This window comes from Natronomonas halophila, from assembly GCF_013391085.1.
Classification (GTDB): domain Archaea; phylum Halobacteriota; class Halobacteria; order Halobacteriales; family Haloarculaceae; genus Natronomonas; species Natronomonas halophila.
In genome coordinates this window covers 2240219-2257878 of record NZ_CP058334.1, presented here as the reverse complement: position 1 = coordinate 2257878, position 17660 = coordinate 2240219, and the positions used below count along the sequence as shown (strand labels likewise).

The window sequence follows — 17660 nt, the reverse complement described above, 5'->3', positions numbered from 1 at the left end:
TCCCCATGCCACGGACCGGGAAAGTCTCGCGGGCCTTCTTCGAGGACCACATCGCCACCCGCCTCGGCGCCGACCGCGACGACGTCGCGCTGGGGCCGACTCACGGCGTCGATTTCGGCGTCATCGACATCGACGACAGCGCCATCGTGACGGCGACCGACCCCATCTCGATTCTCCCCGAACTCGGCTTCGAGCGGGCCGGAAAGTTCGCGGTCGGTATCGTCCTCTCGGACGTCGCCGTCTCCGGGGTTCCGCCCTCACACCTCACCATCTCCTTTTCGCTGCCGCCCGAAATCACCGACGAGGAGTTCGGTCGGGTCTGGTCGGCCATCGACGCCGAATGCCGCGATCTGGGCGTCTCAATCGTCACCGGCCACACCGCCCGCTACGAGGGGTGTTCGTTCCCGTGGGTCGGCGCGGCGACGGCGATGGGCGTCGGCGACCCCGACGATATCGTCCGGCCGGACGGCGCCCGCCCCGGCGACGACTTGCTCGTGACGAAAGGCCCGGCCGTCGAGGTGACGGGCCTGTTCGCGACGCTGTTCGGCGACGAAATCGACCTGCCGGAAGAGACCCTCGCGACTGCCCGAAAACGGCTCGACGAGACGGGCACCGTTCGGGACGCCCTCACCGCCGCGGCGGCCGGCGACGTCACCGCGATGCACGACGCGACCGAGGGTGGCCTGCTCGGCGCGCTCCACGAGGTCGCCGAGAGCGCCGGCGTCCGCCTGACCGTCGACAGCGACACGGTGCCGATGCGGCCGGGCGTCGAGGTGCTGAGCGAGGCGCTGTCGATGGACCCGTGGCGGGCCTCGACGGCCGGGACGCTCGTCATCGCCGTCGACCCCACCGATACCGACGCCGTGCTGTCGGCGCTGGAGGACCGCGGGACGCCCGTCGCCCACGTCGGGGCGGTCGAATCGGGATCCGGCGTCCTACTTGACGGCGAGTCGACGGAACCGCCCGAAGGTGACTCCGGTTGGCCGGTCTACGAGCGACTGCTGGATTTGTGAGTGGTCTTTTTGCTCGCTTCCGCCGTTGGGACAGCCATGAGCGACGATGCTGAGGAGATACCGCTCGCCGACCCCGATGTGACCGATGCCGACGAACGTCGTCTCGTTGCCGGCTGGCAGGGACGGTACTTCGAGGACTTTCAGGTGGGCGACGTCTACAAGCACCCCTACGGCCGAACCGTGACCGAGACGGACAACGTCTGGCTGACGAACCTGACGATGAACGTCAACCCGATGCACTTCAACGAGGCCTACGCCGCCCAGACGGAGTTCGGCGAGCGCCTCGTCGACGGCCTCTACGTCATCGCCTTGGCGGTGGGGATGAGCGTCATCGATATCTCGGCGAACGCCACCGCCAACCTCGGCTACGACCGGGTCCGCCACCACGCGCCCGTCTTCCACGGCGACACCATCTTCGCCGAAAGCGAGGTGCTCTCGAAGCGGGAAAGCGACTCGCGGGACCACGTCGGTATCGTGACCACGGAGCTACGAGCCTACAATCAGGACGACGAGTTGGTGCTTTCGCTGGAGCGGACGCCGATGGTGCTGAAACGGGCAGCCGCGGAGCCGACGGCCGCGCGGCCGACCGGCTGGCCCGACGGCGTCGGAACGCAGGCGGAGGACGTCGACGGGCGCGTTATCGAACGACAACGACGAGAGGAGTAGACCGGTTTCTGGAGATGTGCCTTATGAGGGCTGACGGCTGCCGCCTACTCGGAGAACATCGTATTATAATCGTCCAGTAGCTCGATGAGCGGTTTCACCTCGAAGAAGTTCGGACCTCTGGAGATGGTATCGGCATCGCTATCCCAGTTGATGTATCCGGCATTGGCTAATTTAGGCAGGTGGGAGTGGTGTAGGTAGGCCCGAGTATAGTCGCCATCTAAGTCCCGTTCGAGCGTAGCGATTCCGGTCTCGGCGGTATCTAGCAGCGACATGAGAACGACTCGCCGTGCGCGGTTTTTGAGCGCGCCCATCATCGAATCGATCGCGTCCGAGGACACGGCCCGTTGCTCGATTGTATCGCTGTTCGCCCCATCGATTGGCGGCCCGTTCCAGAGGTGCAATGCGTACTCCGCCCACAGACCGTGCATCTCGATGAGGGCTTTCTCCTCGTCGGTAATCGGTTCGTCACGGGGAGCGATGTTCGCGAAACAGAGCGTTCCGTATAGTTCGTCGTCCAGCGAGACGGTCGTCCCGAGGTAACTCCCTAACCCGAACGTTTCGTATGCTGGGTCGTCTCCCCACCCTTCGGCGAGGGCATCGCTGACGGCTAGTATCCCTTCGGGCTCGGCGATGGTTTTCCGACAGTAGGTCTTCGAGAGTGGGATGGTCACACCCTTCCGTAATGCCTCGTGGAGGCCATAGACGAGTTCGAGGTGCTCCGTTTCCTCTTCGAGGTCGATACGCGACAGAAACGCGTAAGCCATGCCGAATTCGGCGGTTTCGTGCGCGAACAGTTGCTCGATTTTGGTTCGTGGGTCGATACCGGGTGTCAACAACGTCCGCCACAGTCGCTGAAAGTACGACAACTCCCCCGACTCCGATGTACAGATGCTATGGGTCATTACGTGGGCAGGTCGGTTGGGTTTCCCTTGCTGATAGCTCGGCCAACGTTACAATATGATGTGTGCTACCACATAACTAACCGGGGCTTAACGGGGGGCTCTGTATCCGAAACGGTGTCCCGCAGAACGTTCGTCCAGCTAAAACGGGGTCGGCAAGCGAGTCGGGTTAGAAGCCGACGCCCATCGTCTCGTTGGTTCGCTCGATGGATTCCTCGGCGTCGGCGGTTTCCAGCACCGCGCGAATCGCGTCGACGTTCTCGGGGACGACGTCGGATTCCTGGTGGATGGCCTGGAACAGATAGAGGTCGTCGTCCTCGATGCTGATGGATTTCTCCCAGACGCAGTTCTCCCAGATGTCGGCGCGGGGACGGCCGCGGTCCATGGCGAACTCCTTGAGTTTGCCGGCGCCGTCGATGTCGTATTTCGGCGGGACGAGGAAGGTTCGGCTCTGGGAGCCGAGCAGTTCCTTGACCTCGTCCTCGCTCGGGACGTCTTCGAGCGTGACGTTGACCGAGTGGGTGTGCATCAGCGTGGCCGGCACCTTCAGGCCGAGCGTGTCGATGCTGAGGTCCGGGAAGATGGTGTTGACGTCGGGGCCGTGATGGGACGGCAGGGAGACGGGGTTCGGCAGGATGTCGTTGATGGGGCCGCGACCGGACTGGGCGGGGTCGCCCCCACGACGGACCAGCGTGACGCGGGCCTTCTCGACGCCGTACTCCTCCTGCAGGGGCGCGAGCAGTCGCGAGAGGCCGGTCGTGTTACAGGAGACGACGCGGACGTGGTCGGCGTCGGCGGCCTCCTCGAAGTTGCTCCGGGCGTTGAAGGAGGCGTCGACGATGTCGGCGTCCTCGCCGCCCTGATACAGCGCGGGCGTGTCGTATTCCTCGTACATCGACTTGTTCTCGGCGCCGATGCCGGACGGACAGGCGTCGACGACGATGTCGGCGGCGTCGACCAGTTCCTCGACGCTGCCCGCGAGGTCGATGCCCGCGTCCTCGAAGAGTTCGACGCGCTCCTCGATGGCGGCATAGAGGGGATAGCCGTTCTCGACGGCGAGTTCCGCCTCGTGGTTCGGGCTGGTCTTGGCGACGCCGATAAGCTCCATATCGGGCTGGAGTTCGACCGCATCGGCGACTCGCTTGCCGATAGTGCCGTAGCCGTTGACCGCGACCTGAATGCTCATGGATGGGCGTCGTCACCGGACGGGAATAGCCGTTTCGTTCCCGTCCGTAGTCACGGCCGTTCGGCGACCCGGACTGAGGCCTATCGCCCGTCCTTATATACGACGAGGGGGCGAGGCGACTGATATGGGATTTTTAGATTCCTTCGGCGCGTTAGTCAGTAGTATCGTCGCGGCGGTCGTGATGCTGGTTTTCGCCATTCTGAGCCTGTTCGTTACGGTCTTCGTCGTCAGCACCGCGGCCGGCGTGGCCGGGCTCTCGCCGGACGGCAACTTCGTCGTCCTCGCGGCGGCTATCATCGCCGCGGCCGCCATCGTCGCCGGCGGCAGCGGCCTGACGACCCTCGGCGAAACCGCCTGAGAACGACCGCCGTTTCGAGCTTCCTCTTTTAAACGATAGCCCGCGACCGAATCCGAAGCAGGAACGCATATCCCGTCGCCGGCCGAATCCGGGCGCATGAGCGATTCCGAGCCGTTCGATATCGAGAACCCGGATGCAGTCGCCGCGGCCGCCGAAACCGCCGTCGGACAGTGTCTGAACGTCCAGCCCGACGAGACCTGTGTCGTCGTCACCGACGACCGCCGCGAACCCATCGGCGAGGCCCTCTACGATGCCGCCCTCGACGTGACCGAGGAGGCCGTCATCGTCCGCTATCCGCCGGGCCCACAGCACGGCGCCGAACCGCCCGCGCCCGTCGCCGCGGCGCTGAAAGCCGCCGACGTCTTCCTCGCGCCCACCTCCAAGAGCCTCAGTCACACTCGCGCGCGCTCGAACGCGACGGAGGCCGGCGCCCGCGGCGCCACCCTACCCGGCATCACCGAGGAGGTCTTCACGACTGGCCTCGACGCCGATTACGACGATATCGCCGCCGAGTGCGAGACCATGCTCGAACAGGTCGAGGGCGCCGACGAGGTGCGGGTGACCTCCCCACAGGGCACCGACATCACCTTCGAGTTGGGCGACCGCCAATGGCACGACGACACCGGCATCGTCCACGAGGACGGGGACTTCTCGAACCTCCCCGCGGGCGAGGTATTTATCAGTCCCGTGAACGCCAACGGCACCTACGTCGTCGACGGCACCATCCGGCCCCACGGCCTGCTCGACGCGGGCCAGACGGTCACCTTCGAGGTCGAGGACGGCTACATCACCGACATCTCGGACGACGCCATCCGCGCGGACGTCGAGGAGGCCGCCGAGCAGGTCGGACGGAACGCCTACAACATGGCCGAACTCGGCATCGGCACCAACATCGGCGTGACCGACCTCATCGGTAGCACCCTCTTGGACGAGAAGGCCGGCGGCACCGTCCACATCGCGCTGGGCGACGACGCCGGCATCGGCGGCGATAACGACGCACCCATCCACATGGACGGCGTCCTGCGGGAGCCGACCGTCTATGTCGATGGCGAGGAAATCGACCTCCCCGACGTCCAGTAGATGTTCGCATCACTCAGCGGCCTGCTGTCGGGGCCAGCGCTTTTCATCGCGCTGCTGGCGGTCGTCTCGCTGGCGCTTCCCTGCGCCTATCTGTATCAGGCGCTGGCGGAACGCGGCGTCTTTCGGCGCTGGCTCGGCGACTGACGGGCCACCTGACCCGGCGTGTTCGCCGGGGGTTTAAGGCATCTCTACGGCGACGATGGAGTATGCCGGAGTCGCTCCGTGACCGAATCGAGCGGCGCCTGCGACGCCTCCCGTGGTTCGACCGCCGGCCGATTCGCCTGTTCTTCCGGCGGCTCGAGGAGACGAACGTCATCATCCACGTCTCGATGCTCGTCTTCGTGCCGTCGCTCGTGGCGCTTCTGACCTACCTGTCGAACCATCTCGATTCGCTGTCATTCTTCGTCTTCCCGCCGCTCGCGGCCGGCACCTACGCGCTCTTTTCGAACCCTGAGGGCAAGCACGCCTCGCCGGTCCGGTTCGTCGGCGGCCTCACCGCGGGCGCGCTCTGTTCGTGGGTCGCGATCCTGATTGCCGTCCATTTCGTCTACCCGACCGCACCGCCGAGTGCCATCGAAGTCGACGCACCCGGGGCCGCCTTCGCCGTCCTCCTCACGGGCGCGCTCACGTGGGCGCTCGATATCGAGGAGGCGACGGCCTTCGCGGTGGCGTTGCTCGGTCTGCTCGTGGACCCCGGCCAACAGGCCGCCTTCGTCATCAGCGTCTTCCTCTCGTCGACCATCGTCGCCGGCGTCTTCGCCGTCTGGCGGAGCTACTTCTACGAACAGCGGGCCCGCTATCTCTACCGGTCGACGAAGGACGACGACCGCGTGCTCGTCCCGATGCGCGGCGAGCATCCCGAGGCGACGGCCATGCTCGGCGCCCGACTCGCCGCCGCTCACGACGCCGGGAAGGTCGTCCTGCTCGACGTCGCCAGCGAGGAGGTAACCGAAGACAACGAGGGGGCAGAAACGGCCTCCGACGAGGCGAGAGCCGGCGCGGCGACCGCGGCCGTCGCCGCGGAGCTCGAGGCGCTGGGCGACCGCATCGAGACGACCCTCGACGTTCCCTGTCAGGTCGTCGTCGTCTCCGAGGGGCCGGTTCTCGGCGAGACGATTCGGCAGACTGCCGCCGAGACGAACTGCGATATAGTCGCGGTCCCCTACGAGGCCAGCGACGGTGAACTGGCGTCGTACATCAGGCGGCTGATGAACGCCGAAATCGACGTGCTCGTCCACCGGACCCACGACGGCCGGACCGAGTGGAACCGCGTCATGGTCCCGGTCCGCCGCGCGAGCGACACCGCCCACGCGATGATCGATTTCGCGCTCCGACTCGTCGGGTCGGACGGCCACGCCAGCGTTGCCCGGTGTATCGACACCGAAAAACAGCGGCGGTCGGCCGACGAAATGCTCGCCAACCTGGTCGGCACCGCCGATGGCCGCATCGAAACCCGCGTTATCAACGCCTCCTTCGGTCGATTCCTCCGGCGCGTCGCCCGGACGAACGACCTCATCATCATCGGGTCGAGTCGGGACCGGAGTCGCACCTCCCGGCTCATCTCACCGCCGACGTTCGAGCACCTCCCGGACGTCGAGACGGACATCGCCATCGTCGACCGTCGGTAGCCGACCGCCCTGTCAGACCCGCTCGAAGAACGCCTCGACGGGTTCACCGGTGTCCGCCGAGTCGAAGGAGGAGCTGAACACGAGACTCGTGGCTACTACTGCGCGTTCTTCCGCAAAAGGTTCGCGCGGTGGCCGTTTCCACCGATGGTCGTCCCGTGGGGCTCGGTCACTCCGGCCCGCGCTATCTTCGCGGGGCTCGCTCACTTCGTTCGTTCCGACCCGCGCTATTCCTCGGTCGGAATCGGTCCTGTCCCGATGACCTCGCGGACCGCGTCCTCGAAGGACTGGCGGGTGTCGAAGTAGACCTCGTCGGTCTCTTCGAGAACCGCGCCGAGTTCGCGGGGACCGTCGGGCGTCCGAATCGTGGTATCACCCTCGCGGCGCTCGACTTCGCTCTTCTCGATGGCGTAGTGGAGTCGGGAGGCGACCCGTGCCAGCGGCGCGCCCTCGACGGAGTCGCCCTCGCCGAGTTCGACCGCGGGCCCTTCGTCTTCTGCTTCCTCGCCGTTGTCGCTCATACCTCGGTGTTTGCGGCATCCCGTCGTAATCCTTACGAACGAGTCGTGGGCGCTCGGAGGTCACGAGACATTGATACCGCTCCGGCCGAAGGACCGGTATGTACCGACTGGGCCACGCGGGCGCGGCGCTATGCTGTTACGGGCCCGTCGCCGCCCTGCTGTCAGCGGGCGGCGACCCGACGCTCGCAGTCGCCGGCACCGCCATCGCGGTCGCCTGCTCGTCGCTGCCCGACGTCGACGAGGTGCTTCCGATTCCGCACCGCGGGCCGACCCATACCGTCTGGTTCGTCACCGCCTGCTCGCTGCTGGCGGCCGTCATCGGGGTCGTGGCTGGCGCGCGCCTCGGCGGTCCGTCAACGTTGGCCACCGTTTTCGCCACCGCGACCGCCGTCTCCCTCGTCTCGCATCTGCTGGCCGACAGCATCACGCCGATGGGCGTTCGTCCCTTCGCGCCGCTTTCGGACTGGCACCACTCCTTCGACGTAATCCCCGCCGCGAACCGCCGCGCCAACGTCGCGCTGTTCGGCGCCGGGGCCGGAATCGCCCTGCTCGCGCAGACGCTGGCGCTTTTCTAAGGAATACCGGCGGCCCGAGATGTCGCCACCGTCGACCCGAACGACTTAGTATTCGTAGTCGATACCACCTAGTGGTATGAGCGAGTTTAGCCAGTTCTCGAACGCGGGCGAAGCGGAAGTAACACGAGCAATCGGGCAGGAGTGGACCGAGGAGTTCATGGATTTCTCCGATTCCGACGTCATCATCGTCGGCGGCGGCCCCTCCGGGCTGATGGCCGCCAAGGAACTCTCCGAGCGCGGCGTCCAGACGATGGTCGTCGAGAAGAACAACTATCTCGGCGGCGGCTTCTGGCTCGGCGGCTTCCTGATGAACAAGGTCACCGTCCGTGACCCCGCACAGGAAGTCCTCGAAGACCTCGACGTCGACTACAAGGAATCCCGCGACACGGACGACCTCTACGTCGCCAACGGCCCCGAGGCCTGTTCGGGCCTTATCAAGGCCGCCTGCGACGCCGGCGCGAAGATGCAGAACATGACGGAGTTCACCGATATCGTCATCCGCGAGGACCACAAGGTCGGCGGCATCGTCATGAACTGGACGCCCGTCCACGCCCTGCCGCGGGAAATCACCTGCGTCGACCCCATCGCCGTTGAGGCCGACCTCGTCATCGACGCAACGGGCCACGACGCCGTCGCCGTCTCCAAACTGCAGGAACGCGGCGTCCTCAACGCCCCCGGTATCGAACACGCAGAGGAGCACAACACCGGCATGGACGCCACCGGCGACGACTCCTACGGCGCCCCCGGCCACGACTCGCCCGGCCACGACTCCATGTGGGTCGGCGAAAGCGAGGACGCCGTCGTCGAACACACCGGCCTCGCCCACGACGGCCTCGTCGTCACCGGCATGGCCACCGCGACCACCTACGGCCTCCCGCGGATGGGCCCCACCTTCGGTGCCATGCTCGTCTCCGGCAAGCGCGCCGCACAGGTCGCGCTGGACGAACTCGACGTCGATGCGCCCGAGGTGGAACTGACGACGCGGAGTCCGGAACCCGCGGACGACTAGAACGCCCACTTTTTGCACGCTCCGGCGGTTCGGCGCGCTACGGCGCCGAACCCACCTCCGCGGCAAAAACGTGGGGAAAATATGCGCGCGTACTCCTTCCGCGCCCTTCGGGCGCTCCAGTCCGTGCGCGCTACGGCGACTCGCTTCGCTCGTCGCCGCGAACCGCCTCGGGGGCGTTCTTCGAACGCCCCCCTCAGCGGATGCTCCGCTTATAAACTAACACCGCTATGCCCGACCGAGTCACGCTCTATCGCGCACCGACGACGGAAGCCGACGCCGACGAACTCGGCGAGTGGTTAGCACAGCGTGTCGACGCCGAAGTGGCTATCGAGGACCGGATGCTGGACGATATCGGTGACGAAGAGTTAGCACGAGAATTCGCCGAGGCCCGCGTCGTCTCCCCTTACGAGCGTGAGACCGGCAACACGATGACCGGCATCCTCCGCTACGAGGAACGGGCCCTCGAATCACCCGAGCGTGCCGGCGGCGTCATTTACGACGGCTTGGCGGTTCAGGATGCTCTCCGCAAACGGCTAGACTGCCCGCTTGACCACCTCCACGTCGTCCTGCTGGACCGCGTCGTCGGCACATGGGGCGACCACGACGGCCGCTGGCACAAGCGCGTGAACGTTCTGGGTCAACCCGCTGTCGTTTCGGTCCCCGGCCTCTACGAAGCCCCGGCCAAGCCCGAATCGTATTATAAAGCCAAGCAACAGCACGCCCTGCTGTCCGGCGACGCGCCGCCGCGGGAGGTCCTCGAAAACGAAGTCGAGGGGGACTTCCTCGTCGCCGACGACCCCCGAACGACCGACGCCCTGAAAGGCGCCGTGCTGGCTGCCTACCACTACCTCGAAACCGGCGAGGCGTTCTGCGAGGACTCCGATTGCCGGCTGTATAACGCCCACCGACAGCCGGAACTGCTCGCGGCGCAATTGCAGGGTTCGCCGTTCTGTGAAGCCCACGCCGCCCGGTACGGGTAAGCCGTTCGCGGACCAAAACGCCCATCCTCCTCGGCGACCAACTTCGACCAATGACACGTCGGTACACGCCGACCCGCCGACGCTTCCTGAAGGCCGCCGTTGCAGTCGGCGGCACCGCGGGACTTTCGGCCTGCCTCGATATAACCGACGAGCCGGTCCCCGAGGGCGTCGACGACCCCTCGACCCTCCCCGCCCGCCAGCACGCGTGGCGGGATGCGATGGCCACCGACGAGCACGGCAACCCAGTCCTGCCGCAGCACCACGCCTTCCTCTATATCGACCTCGACGAGTCGGGCGAACCGAGCGACGAGACGCGAGCGGCCGTCGACGAGGCGCTTTCGGTCCTCGACCGGGCCTACGAGCGCTCGTCGGCCGGCCTGCTCTACTCCATCGGCTACTCGCCGGCCTACTTCCAGCGCTACGGGGCCGCCCCCGAGGGCGTCGACCTCCCCGAACCGCGCGCGCTCTCGGATTTCGAAAGCCCCGATTTCGACACGCAGGACGCTCTCCTGCAGGTGGCCTCCGACCGCGCGGACGTCGTGCTGGAGGCCGAAGAAGCCCTCTTCGGCGACGGCGAGACGGCCAACGGCATCGACGCGGTTGCCTTCCCCGGAACGGTCGCCGAGCGGCGAACGGGCTTTATCGGCAAAGGGATGCCCGCCGAACGCGCCGACGAAGTCGACGGCATTCCCGAGGACGCCGACGTGCCGGAGGCCGCCAAACTGTTCATGGGCTTCGACGCCGGCTTCCGGGGCAACCAGGCCACCGAGGAGTACGTCACCATCGAGGACGGCCCCTTCGCCGGCGGGACGACGAAGCACGTCAGCCACCTCCAGCAGCGCCTCGGCCGCTGGTACGGCGACAACGACCACGACAGCATGGTCAAGAAACTGTTCAGCACCCGTCTGGTCGGCGACGTCGAGGGCGTCGGCGACAACCTCGGCGACAACAGCGGCGTCGTTCCCGAGGACATCGAGAGCCTCGTCGGGGAAGCCAACGACCACGGCGCCATCGGCCACGCTCAGAAGATGGCCGCGGCCAACCGCGACGACGAGGGCAACATCCGGACGGTCCGCCGCCACGTCGAATCCACCGACGAGGGCGTCGCCAGCCTCCATTTCCCGAGCCTCCAGCAGGGCATCTCCACCTTCGAGGAGGTCCGCGAGGCGATGAACGCCGCCGACGTCGTCGCCGAAACGCCGGCCATCCGCCAACGGGTCAACAACGGCATCCTCCGCTACATCTTCGTCAAACACCGCGGGAACTTCCTCGTCCCCTCGCGGGAGCAGCGCGCGCTCCCGCGACCGGATGGCAGCGTCTAAGCGTCCAAGCGTCTACTCCGGCAGCGAGGTCTCAAGTCCCGCGGCCCGCCGAATCCGAACGCCCAGCGGTGCCGTCATCGCCCCCAACAGCGCATGAACCGGCACCAGCAGGAGCGCGATGAGCAGCGTCCGGAACCCGAGCAGGAGTACGCCGAAATCGCCGCTGACGACCGATTGGACGACACCGACCACGAGGAAGGCCAGAAAGCCCGCCGCGGCGCCGTAGCCGCCGGCCAGAGCGCCCGCACCGAGGTGGCCCGGGGAAGCCGACAGCAGGCCGGCGACCAGCCCCCCGGCGAGGCCGGCCAGCAGGACGAGGGGCGCGAAGCCGTCGGCAAGGAAGAAATCGGCGACGGCGGCGCCGACGAAGACGAAACAGGTCGCCGCCGCACCGGCGAGTACGCGTCGGTCCATACCACCCGGTAGCGCGCTCGGCCGAAAACGTTAGCGAACGCGGCCGGACAGCAGGTCGACGAACCCGAGCGCGAACGTCTCGTGGCGTCGCTCGACCGTCCGGTCAGCGAGGACGCTCTGTGCCGCGCTTACTCGCTCCGAGAGAACGGTGTCGACACCTCTGAACGGCGCTCGGAGTACGTCCCAAGCGTCCGTCCCGGGCGCTCCGACAGCGGTGAAGGCCCTGAAAAGCGGGTTCAGCGGCCGACCCAGCAACTCGTCGGTCGCCGTGGCTTCGAGCAATGCGATGCGGCCACCGGTTCCCACGACGTCACACCAGTCGCCGACGACGGCCGCCGGGTCCTCGAACATCCCGCAGACGAAACTGCCGACGATAGCGTCAATGTTGGTCCCATCGCCGCCACCGAACGGCGGCCGCGTCGCGTCGGCCCGCAGCACCTCGACGTTGTCGTATTCCACAGCGCGTCTCCGCGCCCGGTCGAGCAGTTCGGGCGTGATATCGAGGCCGATAACGTGGCCCTCGGGGCCGACCCGTTCACGGAGATACGGGAGGTTCGCGCCGGTTCCACAGCCCATCTCGACGATGGTGTCGCCGGGCGAGGCGACGGCCGCGGCGGCCGCGCGACGCCAGCGGCCGACACCGGGTGCGGTCGCGATGCGGTCGTAGCAGTCGGCCCAGCGGCCGTAGAACTCGGCGATAGCCATCAGACGATATCGCGGACGGTCCCGACGACCGCCGAGGCGTCGGCACCGAGGATGTAGCAGACGGGTTCGATACCGAACCCGCCGGTCTGATAGAGGACGTCGGGGTTCGACTCGTCGGCCAGCGCGTCGGCAATCGCCGTCCCGACGTCCGCCTCGGCGTCGAACTCGACGGTCTCGTAGCCCGCCGCCTCGAGTTTCCCGATGATGTCCTCGTCGTAGCGGACGTTCAGTGCCGCGCGGGCGTCGTGGCCGCCGCTCCGGGCCGCCAGCAGAACCGAGGCGACGTGTTCGGAGACACCGAACTCGGGGTCGCTGGGAACCGTCGCCCGCCCTTTGATATCGAGGATTCGGCCGGGAACGGCGGCGACGTCGTCGATGCCCTTCGCGTCCGGCAACGCCTCGACGAGATTCGAACCGACCGCCGGGATGAGCGCCGCGAAGCCGCTGATGGTTTCGAGGGTCCGGACGCCGCGGCGGACCGACGACCGGACGCGTTCGGCCGTCCGCAGTTCGCTTTCGGGGTCGTGGATATCAAGCGCGCCCTCGTAGTCGGCAAGCGGCGGGAAGGCCTCCTCGTGGAGGCGAGCGAGCACGTCGCCGCGCTCCAGTTTCCGGATGAGTACCTCGGTCTCGACGAGCGCCTGCACGCGTGTCATGTCGCCGGAGGTGAGGCCGTCGGCCAGTCGGTCGACCAACTCGACGACCCGGTCGTCCTCGGCGAGGACGTCGTTGGTCTCGACCTCGCCGTGGGCGTACTTCGAGACGGCGCTCTGGCTGATTCCGAGCAGTTCGGCGACCTCGCTTTGGGTGCGGTCCCGGTCGCGCAACTCCCCTGCGAGCATCGCCCGAAACGTCGGGAGGAACTCCTCGACGACGACCTCTTCGATGAACTTCATCGGTCCAGTTGCTCGCCGCCGAACTCCTCATCCGACTGGATGCGGGAGGCCTGCGGCCCGGCCTGTCCCTGATATTTCGACCCGCGCTCGGCGCCGTAGGGCCGTTCGGCGGGGTTTTTCAGTTCGGTGAAGGTCAACTGCGAGATGCGCATGTCGGGCGTCAGCGCGACCGGCGCGGTCCCGAGGTTCGACAACTCGAGCGTGATCTGACCCTCGTAGCCGGGGTCACAGAGGCCCGCCGTCGCGTGGACGACGACCGCGAGCCGGCCGAGCGACGACCGGCCCTCGACGTGGGCGATGAGGTCCGCCGGGATTTCGACGCGTTCCTTGGTCGTCCCGAGGACGAAATCGCCGGGATGGAGGATGAAGTCCTCGCCTTCCTCGACGTAGGTCTCGTCGACGTACTCGTCGACCTCCTGTTCGCTGTTGGGGTGGATACAGGGGATGTTGGTGCGCTGGAACTCCAGGAACTCCCGGCCGAGTCGGAGGTCGATGCTGGCGGGCTGAATCTGCAACTCGGGGTCGTCGAGAGGTTCGACGACGAGGTCGCCGTCCGTCAGGCGACGGCGGATGTCCGCATCGGAGAGTATCATGCCCTGAGAGGGGGGCTTCAGGGGCTTAAAGGTCCACGATGCGAGTTAACCGAAGAACACCATGAGAAGCGAGATGGCGACGGCGGCGGCCGCGGCCAGCGTCGCGCTGTCGCTTGGGAGGTTGTAGGCACCGATCAGCCCCTCCTTCCAGACGTAGCCTTTCCAGAGCGTCACGAGAACCCAGACGAGCAACACAAGCGGGTCGCCGCCGCCTGATGCTGTTTCGATTTGTCGCTGTGCCACTTGGGGGTCCGAAAACGACACCGATGCGAACAGCATGTAGGCCCGCGCGAAGCCGATAACGGTCGCGGGGATTTCGAGGAGGGCCGCGAGGCCGACGATACCGAACGTCCGGCCGTAGGTCGCCGCCTCGGCATCGCCACGGACGAGAAGGTGGACGACGCCGGCGATGATGGCCCAACTGATAAGCATGATAATCGGAAGGAGGACGACGACGGTGCCGAACACCCGCTGGAACGCGTCGCGCCCCTCGGGCGGGAGGTCCGCGAGCGCGAGTTGCATCACCGCCCACAGGCCGACGGCGGTGACGACTGCCACCAGCAGGATAGCACCGATAGCGGGCCAGACGAGCGTTTGCGGGTGGCGCGATTCGAAGAAGTCTCTCGGGGACACGAGCAGGTCCCGGAGGGCGTGGAGGGCCATCGCGCCTGGCTTGCCCGCCAAGCGGTATAAACCTCCAGTATCGTCGAGCGACGGCACGGTAACCGCCCGGTTTTTGTCCGTCACCCGCCCAGTCCGTAGTATGAAACAGGCCATCGTCGCCCGCACCGACGTTGGGATGGGGAAAGGTAAACTCGCCGCACAGGTCGCACACGCCTCGCTGCAGGCCTACGAGGACGCCGATTCCAGTACCCAATCGTCGTGGAAATCCGGCGGTCAGAAGAAAATCGTCCTGAAAGGCAAAAGCGAATCGCAGTTACAGGAACTCGCCGACAAGGCCCGGCGTGAAGGACTGCCCTACGCGCTGGTTCGTGACGCCGGCCACACGCAACTGGAACCCGGCACCGTCACCGCGCTCGCGGTCGGACCCGGCCCGGAGAACGTCGTCGACAAGGTAACGGGCGACCTCAGCCTCTTTTAGATTCGGAACGTTTGCGTGCCTGTCTGCATGCCTTTTCGGGGCGGCCATCACGGACACCGCAAGGACGTGTGAGCGAGGTATCGGAGAACTCGAACCGACCTTTGTAACCAATTATAGCTTACATCCAAGGTTTCGTACTACACCCCGAATACGTAGAATAGTAGCCCAAAATACGCTTTTACCCATGTATAATTTCGATTACCGCCTACGGAAGAGTAACCCTCTTTGGTTACATGAGGGACGGAAAGTATAATTGGGATGGGCCCATCGGTGTTCCCATGCCGATACAACGGCGACAGTTCATCGCGGCGGTGGGCGCGGGGACGCTCACGAGCGTGGCGGGGTGTGGACAGGCCATCGGCGGCAACGGCGCCGGCGGCAACCAACCGGACGTAGCCGGCGAGACGCTGACGCTTACGACGACGACGAGCACCTACGACACGGGGCTGCTCGACGAGATTCATCCCGACTTCGAGGAGATGTACGGCGTGACCGTTGACGCCGTCGCACAGGGGACCGGCGCGGCCCTCGAATCGGCCCGCAACGGCGATTCGGACGTGGTGATGGTCCACGCCCGCGGCCTCGAAGACGAGTTCATGCGCAACGGCTACGGCATCAACCGCCGGGACCTGATGTTCAACGACTTCGTCATCGTCGGCCCCGAAAGCGACCCGGCGGGCGTTCAGGGGATGAGTTCGGCGACCGAGGCGCTCGACGCCATCGCCGACACGGAAGCGCCGTTCGTCTCCCGTGGTGACAACTCCGGGACCCACGCCAAGGAACGCAACCTCTGGGCGGCGGCGGGAACCGAACCCGGCGGCGACTGGTATCAGGAGACCGGCAGCGGGATGGGCGAGGCGCTGAACATCGCCAACCAGCAGGGCGCCTACACTCTCTCGGACCGCGGGACCTTCATCTCCCAGCGCTCCGAAATCGACCTCACCATCCTCGTACAGGGCCCCATCGAGGACGGCCCGGAAATCCTCGCGAACCCCTACGGCATCATGGCGGTCAACCCCGGCGTCCACGACAACGCCAACTACGACCTCGCGATGGCCTACATCGGCTGGATTACCAGCCCCGGCGCACAGGAGGCCATTTCGAACTACCAGATGAACGGCGAACAGCTGTTCTTCCCCGAGGCCGTCTCCGAGGACCCGAACTTCCAACAGTACGTTCCGGAAGGTTGGAGTAGCGACTCCTCCGACGAGTGACCGTGCCGCTCGATTCGGCGCTACAGCTACTGCCGGCCTTCCTCGACCTCCCGTTTCGGGAGGGCTACGTCGCGAGCATCATCTACGTCTCGCTGTACGTGAGCCTCATCGCCGTGACGCTGAGTACGCTGTTCAGCATCCCAGTCGCCATCGTGATGGGCTTTACCGACTTCCCCGGCAAGCAGTTCGTGAAGTCGGTCATCAACACAGGGATGGGCTTTCCCAGCGTCGTCGTCGGCCTCGTGGTCCTGTTTGCGGTCTCCAATCAGGGACCGCTCGGGTCGCTGAACCTGATTTTCACCAAAGAGGCGATGATCATGTCGCAGTTCGTCCTCGCGACGCCGCCGATTACGGCCATCAGTCTCGCAGCTATCACGAGCGTGAACGAGAACGTCCGCGATGCCGCCCACGTCCTCGGCGGCACGCGACTCGACGTGGCGCTCGTCGTCATCAAGGAGGCGCGGTACGGCATCGCGACGGCCATCCTGGCCGGGTTCGGCCGCGCCATCAGCGAGGTCGGGTCCGTCCTCATCGTCGGCGGCAACATCACGAGCGCCGATGGCGTCTCGAAGACCCGGACGCTGACGACCGCCATCCAACTCGAAGCCCGGCAGGGCCAGTACGAGACCGCGATGGTGCTCGGCGCGATTTTGGTCGTCCTCGTGTTGACCATCAACGCCATCGTCGTCCGCTTCGGCGACCAGGGGGTCCAGCGCTGATGCTCCGTGCGACCGACGTTACACAGGCCTACGGCGACGAAGCCGTCTTCCGAAACGTCTCTATCGACATCGAACCCGGCGAGGTCGTCGCCGTCATCGGCCCCTCGGGCGTCGGCAAGACGACGCTGCTCCGGATGCTCGCGCTGTCGCTCGAACCGGACGACGGGGCCGTCACCTTCGACGGAACGGACGTGTGGACCGCCGACGAAACCGAGCGGCTGTCGCTGCGCCGCCGTATCGGGATGGTCTTTCAGGAGGCCAGCCTCTTCGATGGGTCGGTCGCCCGCAACGTCGAATACGGGCTTCGCATCCGCAGGTCGTGGGGCGAACGGTTCCGTAGCGAACTCCGCTCGCTCGTCGGGGCGAACGGCACCGCCGACGCCGTTTGCGAGTCCCTCGATATCGTTGGCCTGACCGAGAAGATGGACCAACACGCCGGCTCCCTCTCGGGCGGCGAGGCCCAACGTGTCTCCTTCGCCCGCGCGCTGGCCTACGACCCGGACGTCCTGTTGCTCGACGAGCCGACCTCGGACCTGGACCCGCGAAACACGGCCGTCATCGAGGAAGCAATCGCCGAGGCCCGGAGCCGGGGTATCGGCGTCGTCGTCGCGACACACGACATGCATCAGGCCGAGCGCGTCGCCGACCGCGTCGCGGTGCTGCTCGATGGGAGCATCACGGAAATCGCGCCGACGGAGGTCATCTTCGAGGACCCATCGGACGACCGCACCCGGAAGTTTATCTCGGGAGAGTTGATATACTGAGCCGAAACGCCGTGTCGTC

General features: G+C 66.3%; 22 protein-coding genes. 14 read left to right on the top strand and 8 right to left on the bottom strand.

Annotated elements, in window-relative coordinates; genetic code table 11:
• Positions 1–5 precede the first annotated feature (5 nt).
• Both HWV23_RS12060 and HWV23_RS12055 read left to right on the top strand, forming a co-directional pair.
• On the top strand, positions 6–1013 hold the full coding sequence (locus tag HWV23_RS12060) for an AIR synthase family protein (RefSeq protein WP_178290647.1): 1008 nt from the start codon (positions 6–8) through the stop codon (positions 1011–1013).
• 36 nt (positions 1014–1049) lie between these two features.
• The gene (locus HWV23_RS12055; protein WP_178290646.1) at positions 1050–1679 is read left to right on the top strand and encodes a MaoC family dehydratase; all 630 of its coding nucleotides are present in this window, start codon (positions 1050–1052) and stop codon (positions 1677–1679) included.
• Between the two features lie 44 nt (positions 1680–1723).
• Here HWV23_RS12055 and HWV23_RS12050 read toward each other — a convergent pair whose 3' ends face one another.
• Complete coding sequence (locus tag HWV23_RS12050; protein ID WP_178290645.1) at positions 1724–2581, bottom strand: GAF domain-containing protein; 858 nt, start codon at positions 2579–2581, stop codon at positions 1724–1726.
• Between the two features lie 166 nt (positions 2582–2747).
• Positions 2748–3764, bottom strand: a complete 1017-nt coding sequence (locus HWV23_RS12045; protein ID WP_178290644.1) for a type II glyceraldehyde-3-phosphate dehydrogenase — start codon at positions 3762–3764, stop codon at positions 2748–2750.
• Between the two features lie 124 nt (positions 3765–3888).
• Between HWV23_RS12045 and HWV23_RS12040 the strand changes: the two genes are divergently transcribed.
• From HWV23_RS12040 to HWV23_RS12025, 4 genes are all read left to right on the top strand, one after another.
• Positions 3889–4122, top strand: coding sequence for a hypothetical protein (locus HWV23_RS12040; RefSeq protein ID WP_178290643.1), 234 nt, complete (start codon positions 3889–3891; stop codon positions 4120–4122).
• Positions 4123–4218: 96 nt separating this feature from the next.
• Positions 4219–5202, top strand: coding sequence for an aminopeptidase (locus tag HWV23_RS12035; protein WP_211693245.1), 984 nt, complete (start codon positions 4219–4221; stop codon positions 5200–5202).
• Positions 5203–5346, top strand: coding sequence for a hypothetical protein (locus HWV23_RS12030; RefSeq protein WP_178290642.1), 144 nt, complete (start codon positions 5203–5205; stop codon positions 5344–5346).
• A 62-nt stretch (positions 5347–5408) separates the two neighbouring features.
• Complete coding sequence (locus HWV23_RS12025) at positions 5409–6830, top strand: HPP family protein (RefSeq protein WP_178290641.1); 1422 nt, start codon at positions 5409–5411, stop codon at positions 6828–6830.
• 224 nt (positions 6831–7054) lie between these two features.
• Here the strand turns inward: HWV23_RS12025 and HWV23_RS12020 are convergent, their stop codons facing one another.
• On the bottom strand, positions 7055–7348 hold the full coding sequence (locus HWV23_RS12020; protein WP_178290640.1) for a DUF5789 family protein: 294 nt from the start codon (positions 7346–7348) through the stop codon (positions 7055–7057).
• Between the two features lie 98 nt (positions 7349–7446).
• Here HWV23_RS12020 and HWV23_RS12015 point away from each other — a divergent pair, with 98 nt between their 5' ends.
• From HWV23_RS12015 to HWV23_RS12000, 4 genes are all read left to right on the top strand, one after another.
• Complete coding sequence (locus HWV23_RS12015) at positions 7447–7923, top strand: metal-dependent hydrolase (protein ID WP_178290639.1); 477 nt, start codon at positions 7447–7449, stop codon at positions 7921–7923.
• Positions 7924–7999: 76 nt separating this feature from the next.
• Complete coding sequence (locus tag HWV23_RS12010; RefSeq protein WP_178290638.1) at positions 8000–8932, top strand: sulfide-dependent adenosine diphosphate thiazole synthase; 933 nt, start codon at positions 8000–8002, stop codon at positions 8930–8932.
• A gap of 227 nt (positions 8933–9159) precedes the next feature.
• The gene (locus HWV23_RS12005) at positions 9160–9912 is read left to right on the top strand and encodes a DUF7001 family protein (protein WP_178290637.1); all 753 of its coding nucleotides are present in this window, start codon (positions 9160–9162) and stop codon (positions 9910–9912) included.
• Between the two features lie 50 nt (positions 9913–9962).
• A complete protein-coding gene (locus tag HWV23_RS12000) occupies positions 9963–11234 on the top strand; it encodes a DUF7405 family protein (protein WP_178290636.1) in 1272 nt (423 codons plus the stop codon).
• 12 nt (positions 11235–11246) lie between these two features.
• Here the strand turns inward: HWV23_RS12000 and HWV23_RS11995 are convergent, their stop codons facing one another.
• Genes HWV23_RS11995 through HWV23_RS11975 form a run of 5 tightly spaced genes read right to left on the bottom strand, consistent with a single transcriptional unit; the run spans position 11247 to position 14505 of the window.
• On the bottom strand, positions 11247–11648 hold the full coding sequence (locus HWV23_RS11995; protein WP_178290635.1) for a hypothetical protein: 402 nt from the start codon (positions 11646–11648) through the stop codon (positions 11247–11249).
• A 30-nt stretch (positions 11649–11678) separates the two neighbouring features.
• Entirely contained in the window at positions 11679–12353 is a 675-nt protein-coding gene (locus tag HWV23_RS11990) for a class I SAM-dependent methyltransferase (protein WP_178290634.1), read from the bottom strand.
• A complete protein-coding gene (locus tag HWV23_RS11985; RefSeq protein WP_178290633.1) occupies positions 12353–13249 on the bottom strand; it encodes a thiamine-phosphate synthase family protein in 897 nt (298 codons plus the stop codon). Before HWV23_RS11985 ends, HWV23_RS11990 begins: the two co-directional genes overlap by 1 nt.
• Positions 13246–13842, bottom strand: a complete 597-nt coding sequence (gene dcd, locus HWV23_RS11980) for a dCTP deaminase (protein ID WP_178290632.1) — start codon at positions 13840–13842, stop codon at positions 13246–13248. The genes HWV23_RS11985 and dcd overlap by 4 nt, the downstream gene beginning before the upstream one ends.
• A 45-nt stretch (positions 13843–13887) precedes the next feature.
• Positions 13888–14505 (bottom strand): Yip1 family protein, encoded by a 618-nt coding sequence (locus HWV23_RS11975; RefSeq protein WP_178290631.1) that lies wholly within the window; start codon positions 14503–14505, stop codon positions 13888–13890.
• A gap of 100 nt (positions 14506–14605) precedes the next feature.
• On the opposite strand from HWV23_RS11975, the gene pth2 reads away from it, so the two are divergent.
• The 4 genes from pth2 (at position 14606) to HWV23_RS11955 (ending at position 17641) form a co-directional block, all read left to right on the top strand.
• Positions 14606–14944 (top strand): peptidyl-tRNA hydrolase Pth2, encoded by a 339-nt coding sequence (pth2, locus tag HWV23_RS11970; RefSeq protein ID WP_178290630.1) that lies wholly within the window; start codon positions 14606–14608, stop codon positions 14942–14944.
• 278 nt (positions 14945–15222) lie between these two features.
• The gene (locus HWV23_RS11965; RefSeq protein ID WP_178290629.1) at positions 15223–16158 is read left to right on the top strand and encodes an ABC transporter substrate-binding protein; all 936 of its coding nucleotides are present in this window, start codon (positions 15223–15225) and stop codon (positions 16156–16158) included.
• Positions 16155–16877: an ABC transporter permease gene (locus tag HWV23_RS11960; RefSeq protein ID WP_425487429.1), complete on the top strand. Its 723-nt coding sequence runs from the start codon at positions 16155–16157 to the stop codon at positions 16875–16877. Before HWV23_RS11965 ends, HWV23_RS11960 begins: the two co-directional genes overlap by 4 nt.
• Positions 16877–17641 carry an ABC transporter ATP-binding protein gene (locus HWV23_RS11955; protein ID WP_178290627.1) on the top strand — a complete coding sequence of 255 codons (765 nt, stop codon included), beginning with the start codon at positions 16877–16879 and terminating at the stop codon, positions 17639–17641. Before HWV23_RS11960 ends, HWV23_RS11955 begins: the two co-directional genes overlap by 1 nt.
• Positions 17642–17660 lie beyond the last annotated feature (19 nt).

Excerpts from the sequence above, each read along its gene's own strand:
- HWV23_RS12060 (WP_178290647.1), top strand. The coding sequence starts at position 6 with ATGCCACGGACCGGGAAAGTCTCGCGGGCCTTCTTCGAGGACCACATC.
- HWV23_RS12055 (WP_178290646.1), top strand. The coding sequence starts at position 1,050 with ATGAGCGACGATGCTGAGGAGATACCGCTCGCCGACCCCGATGTGACC.
- HWV23_RS12050 (WP_178290645.1), bottom strand. The coding sequence starts at position 2,581 with ATGACCCATAGCATCTGTACATCGGAGTCGGGGGAGTTGTCGTACTTT.
- HWV23_RS12045 (WP_178290644.1), bottom strand. The coding sequence starts at position 3,764 with ATGAGCATTCAGGTCGCGGTCAACGGCTACGGCACTATCGGCAAGCGA.
- HWV23_RS12040 (WP_178290643.1), top strand. The coding sequence starts at position 3,889 with ATGGGATTTTTAGATTCCTTCGGCGCGTTAGTCAGTAGTATCGTCGCG.
- HWV23_RS12035 (WP_211693245.1), top strand. The coding sequence starts at position 4,219 with ATGAGCGATTCCGAGCCGTTCGATATCGAGAACCCGGATGCAGTCGCC.
- HWV23_RS12030 (WP_178290642.1), top strand. The coding sequence starts at position 5,203 with ATGTTCGCATCACTCAGCGGCCTGCTGTCGGGGCCAGCGCTTTTCATC.
- HWV23_RS12025 (WP_178290641.1), top strand. The coding sequence starts at position 5,409 with ATGCCGGAGTCGCTCCGTGACCGAATCGAGCGGCGCCTGCGACGCCTC.
- HWV23_RS12020 (WP_178290640.1), bottom strand. The coding sequence starts at position 7,348 with ATGAGCGACAACGGCGAGGAAGCAGAAGACGAAGGGCCCGCGGTCGAA.
- HWV23_RS12015 (WP_178290639.1), top strand. The coding sequence starts at position 7,447 with ATGTACCGACTGGGCCACGCGGGCGCGGCGCTATGCTGTTACGGGCCC.
- HWV23_RS12010 (WP_178290638.1), top strand. The coding sequence starts at position 8,000 with ATGAGCGAGTTTAGCCAGTTCTCGAACGCGGGCGAAGCGGAAGTAACA.
- HWV23_RS12005 (WP_178290637.1), top strand. The coding sequence starts at position 9,160 with ATGCCCGACCGAGTCACGCTCTATCGCGCACCGACGACGGAAGCCGAC.
- HWV23_RS12000 (WP_178290636.1), top strand. The coding sequence starts at position 9,963 with ATGACACGTCGGTACACGCCGACCCGCCGACGCTTCCTGAAGGCCGCC.
- HWV23_RS11995 (WP_178290635.1), bottom strand. The coding sequence starts at position 11,648 with ATGGACCGACGCGTACTCGCCGGTGCGGCGGCGACCTGTTTCGTCTTC.
- HWV23_RS11990 (WP_178290634.1), bottom strand. The coding sequence starts at position 12,353 with ATGGCTATCGCCGAGTTCTACGGCCGCTGGGCCGACTGCTACGACCGC.
- HWV23_RS11985 (WP_178290633.1), bottom strand. The coding sequence starts at position 13,249 with ATGAAGTTCATCGAAGAGGTCGTCGTCGAGGAGTTCCTCCCGACGTTT.
- dcd (WP_178290632.1), bottom strand. The coding sequence starts at position 13,842 with ATGATACTCTCCGATGCGGACATCCGCCGTCGCCTGACGGACGGCGAC.
- HWV23_RS11975 (WP_178290631.1), bottom strand. The coding sequence starts at position 14,505 with ATGGCCCTCCACGCCCTCCGGGACCTGCTCGTGTCCCCGAGAGACTTC.
- pth2 (WP_178290630.1), top strand. The coding sequence starts at position 14,606 with ATGAAACAGGCCATCGTCGCCCGCACCGACGTTGGGATGGGGAAAGGT.
- HWV23_RS11965 (WP_178290629.1), top strand. The coding sequence starts at position 15,223 with ATGCCGATACAACGGCGACAGTTCATCGCGGCGGTGGGCGCGGGGACG.
- HWV23_RS11955 (WP_178290627.1), top strand. The coding sequence starts at position 16,877 with ATGCTCCGTGCGACCGACGTTACACAGGCCTACGGCGACGAAGCCGTC.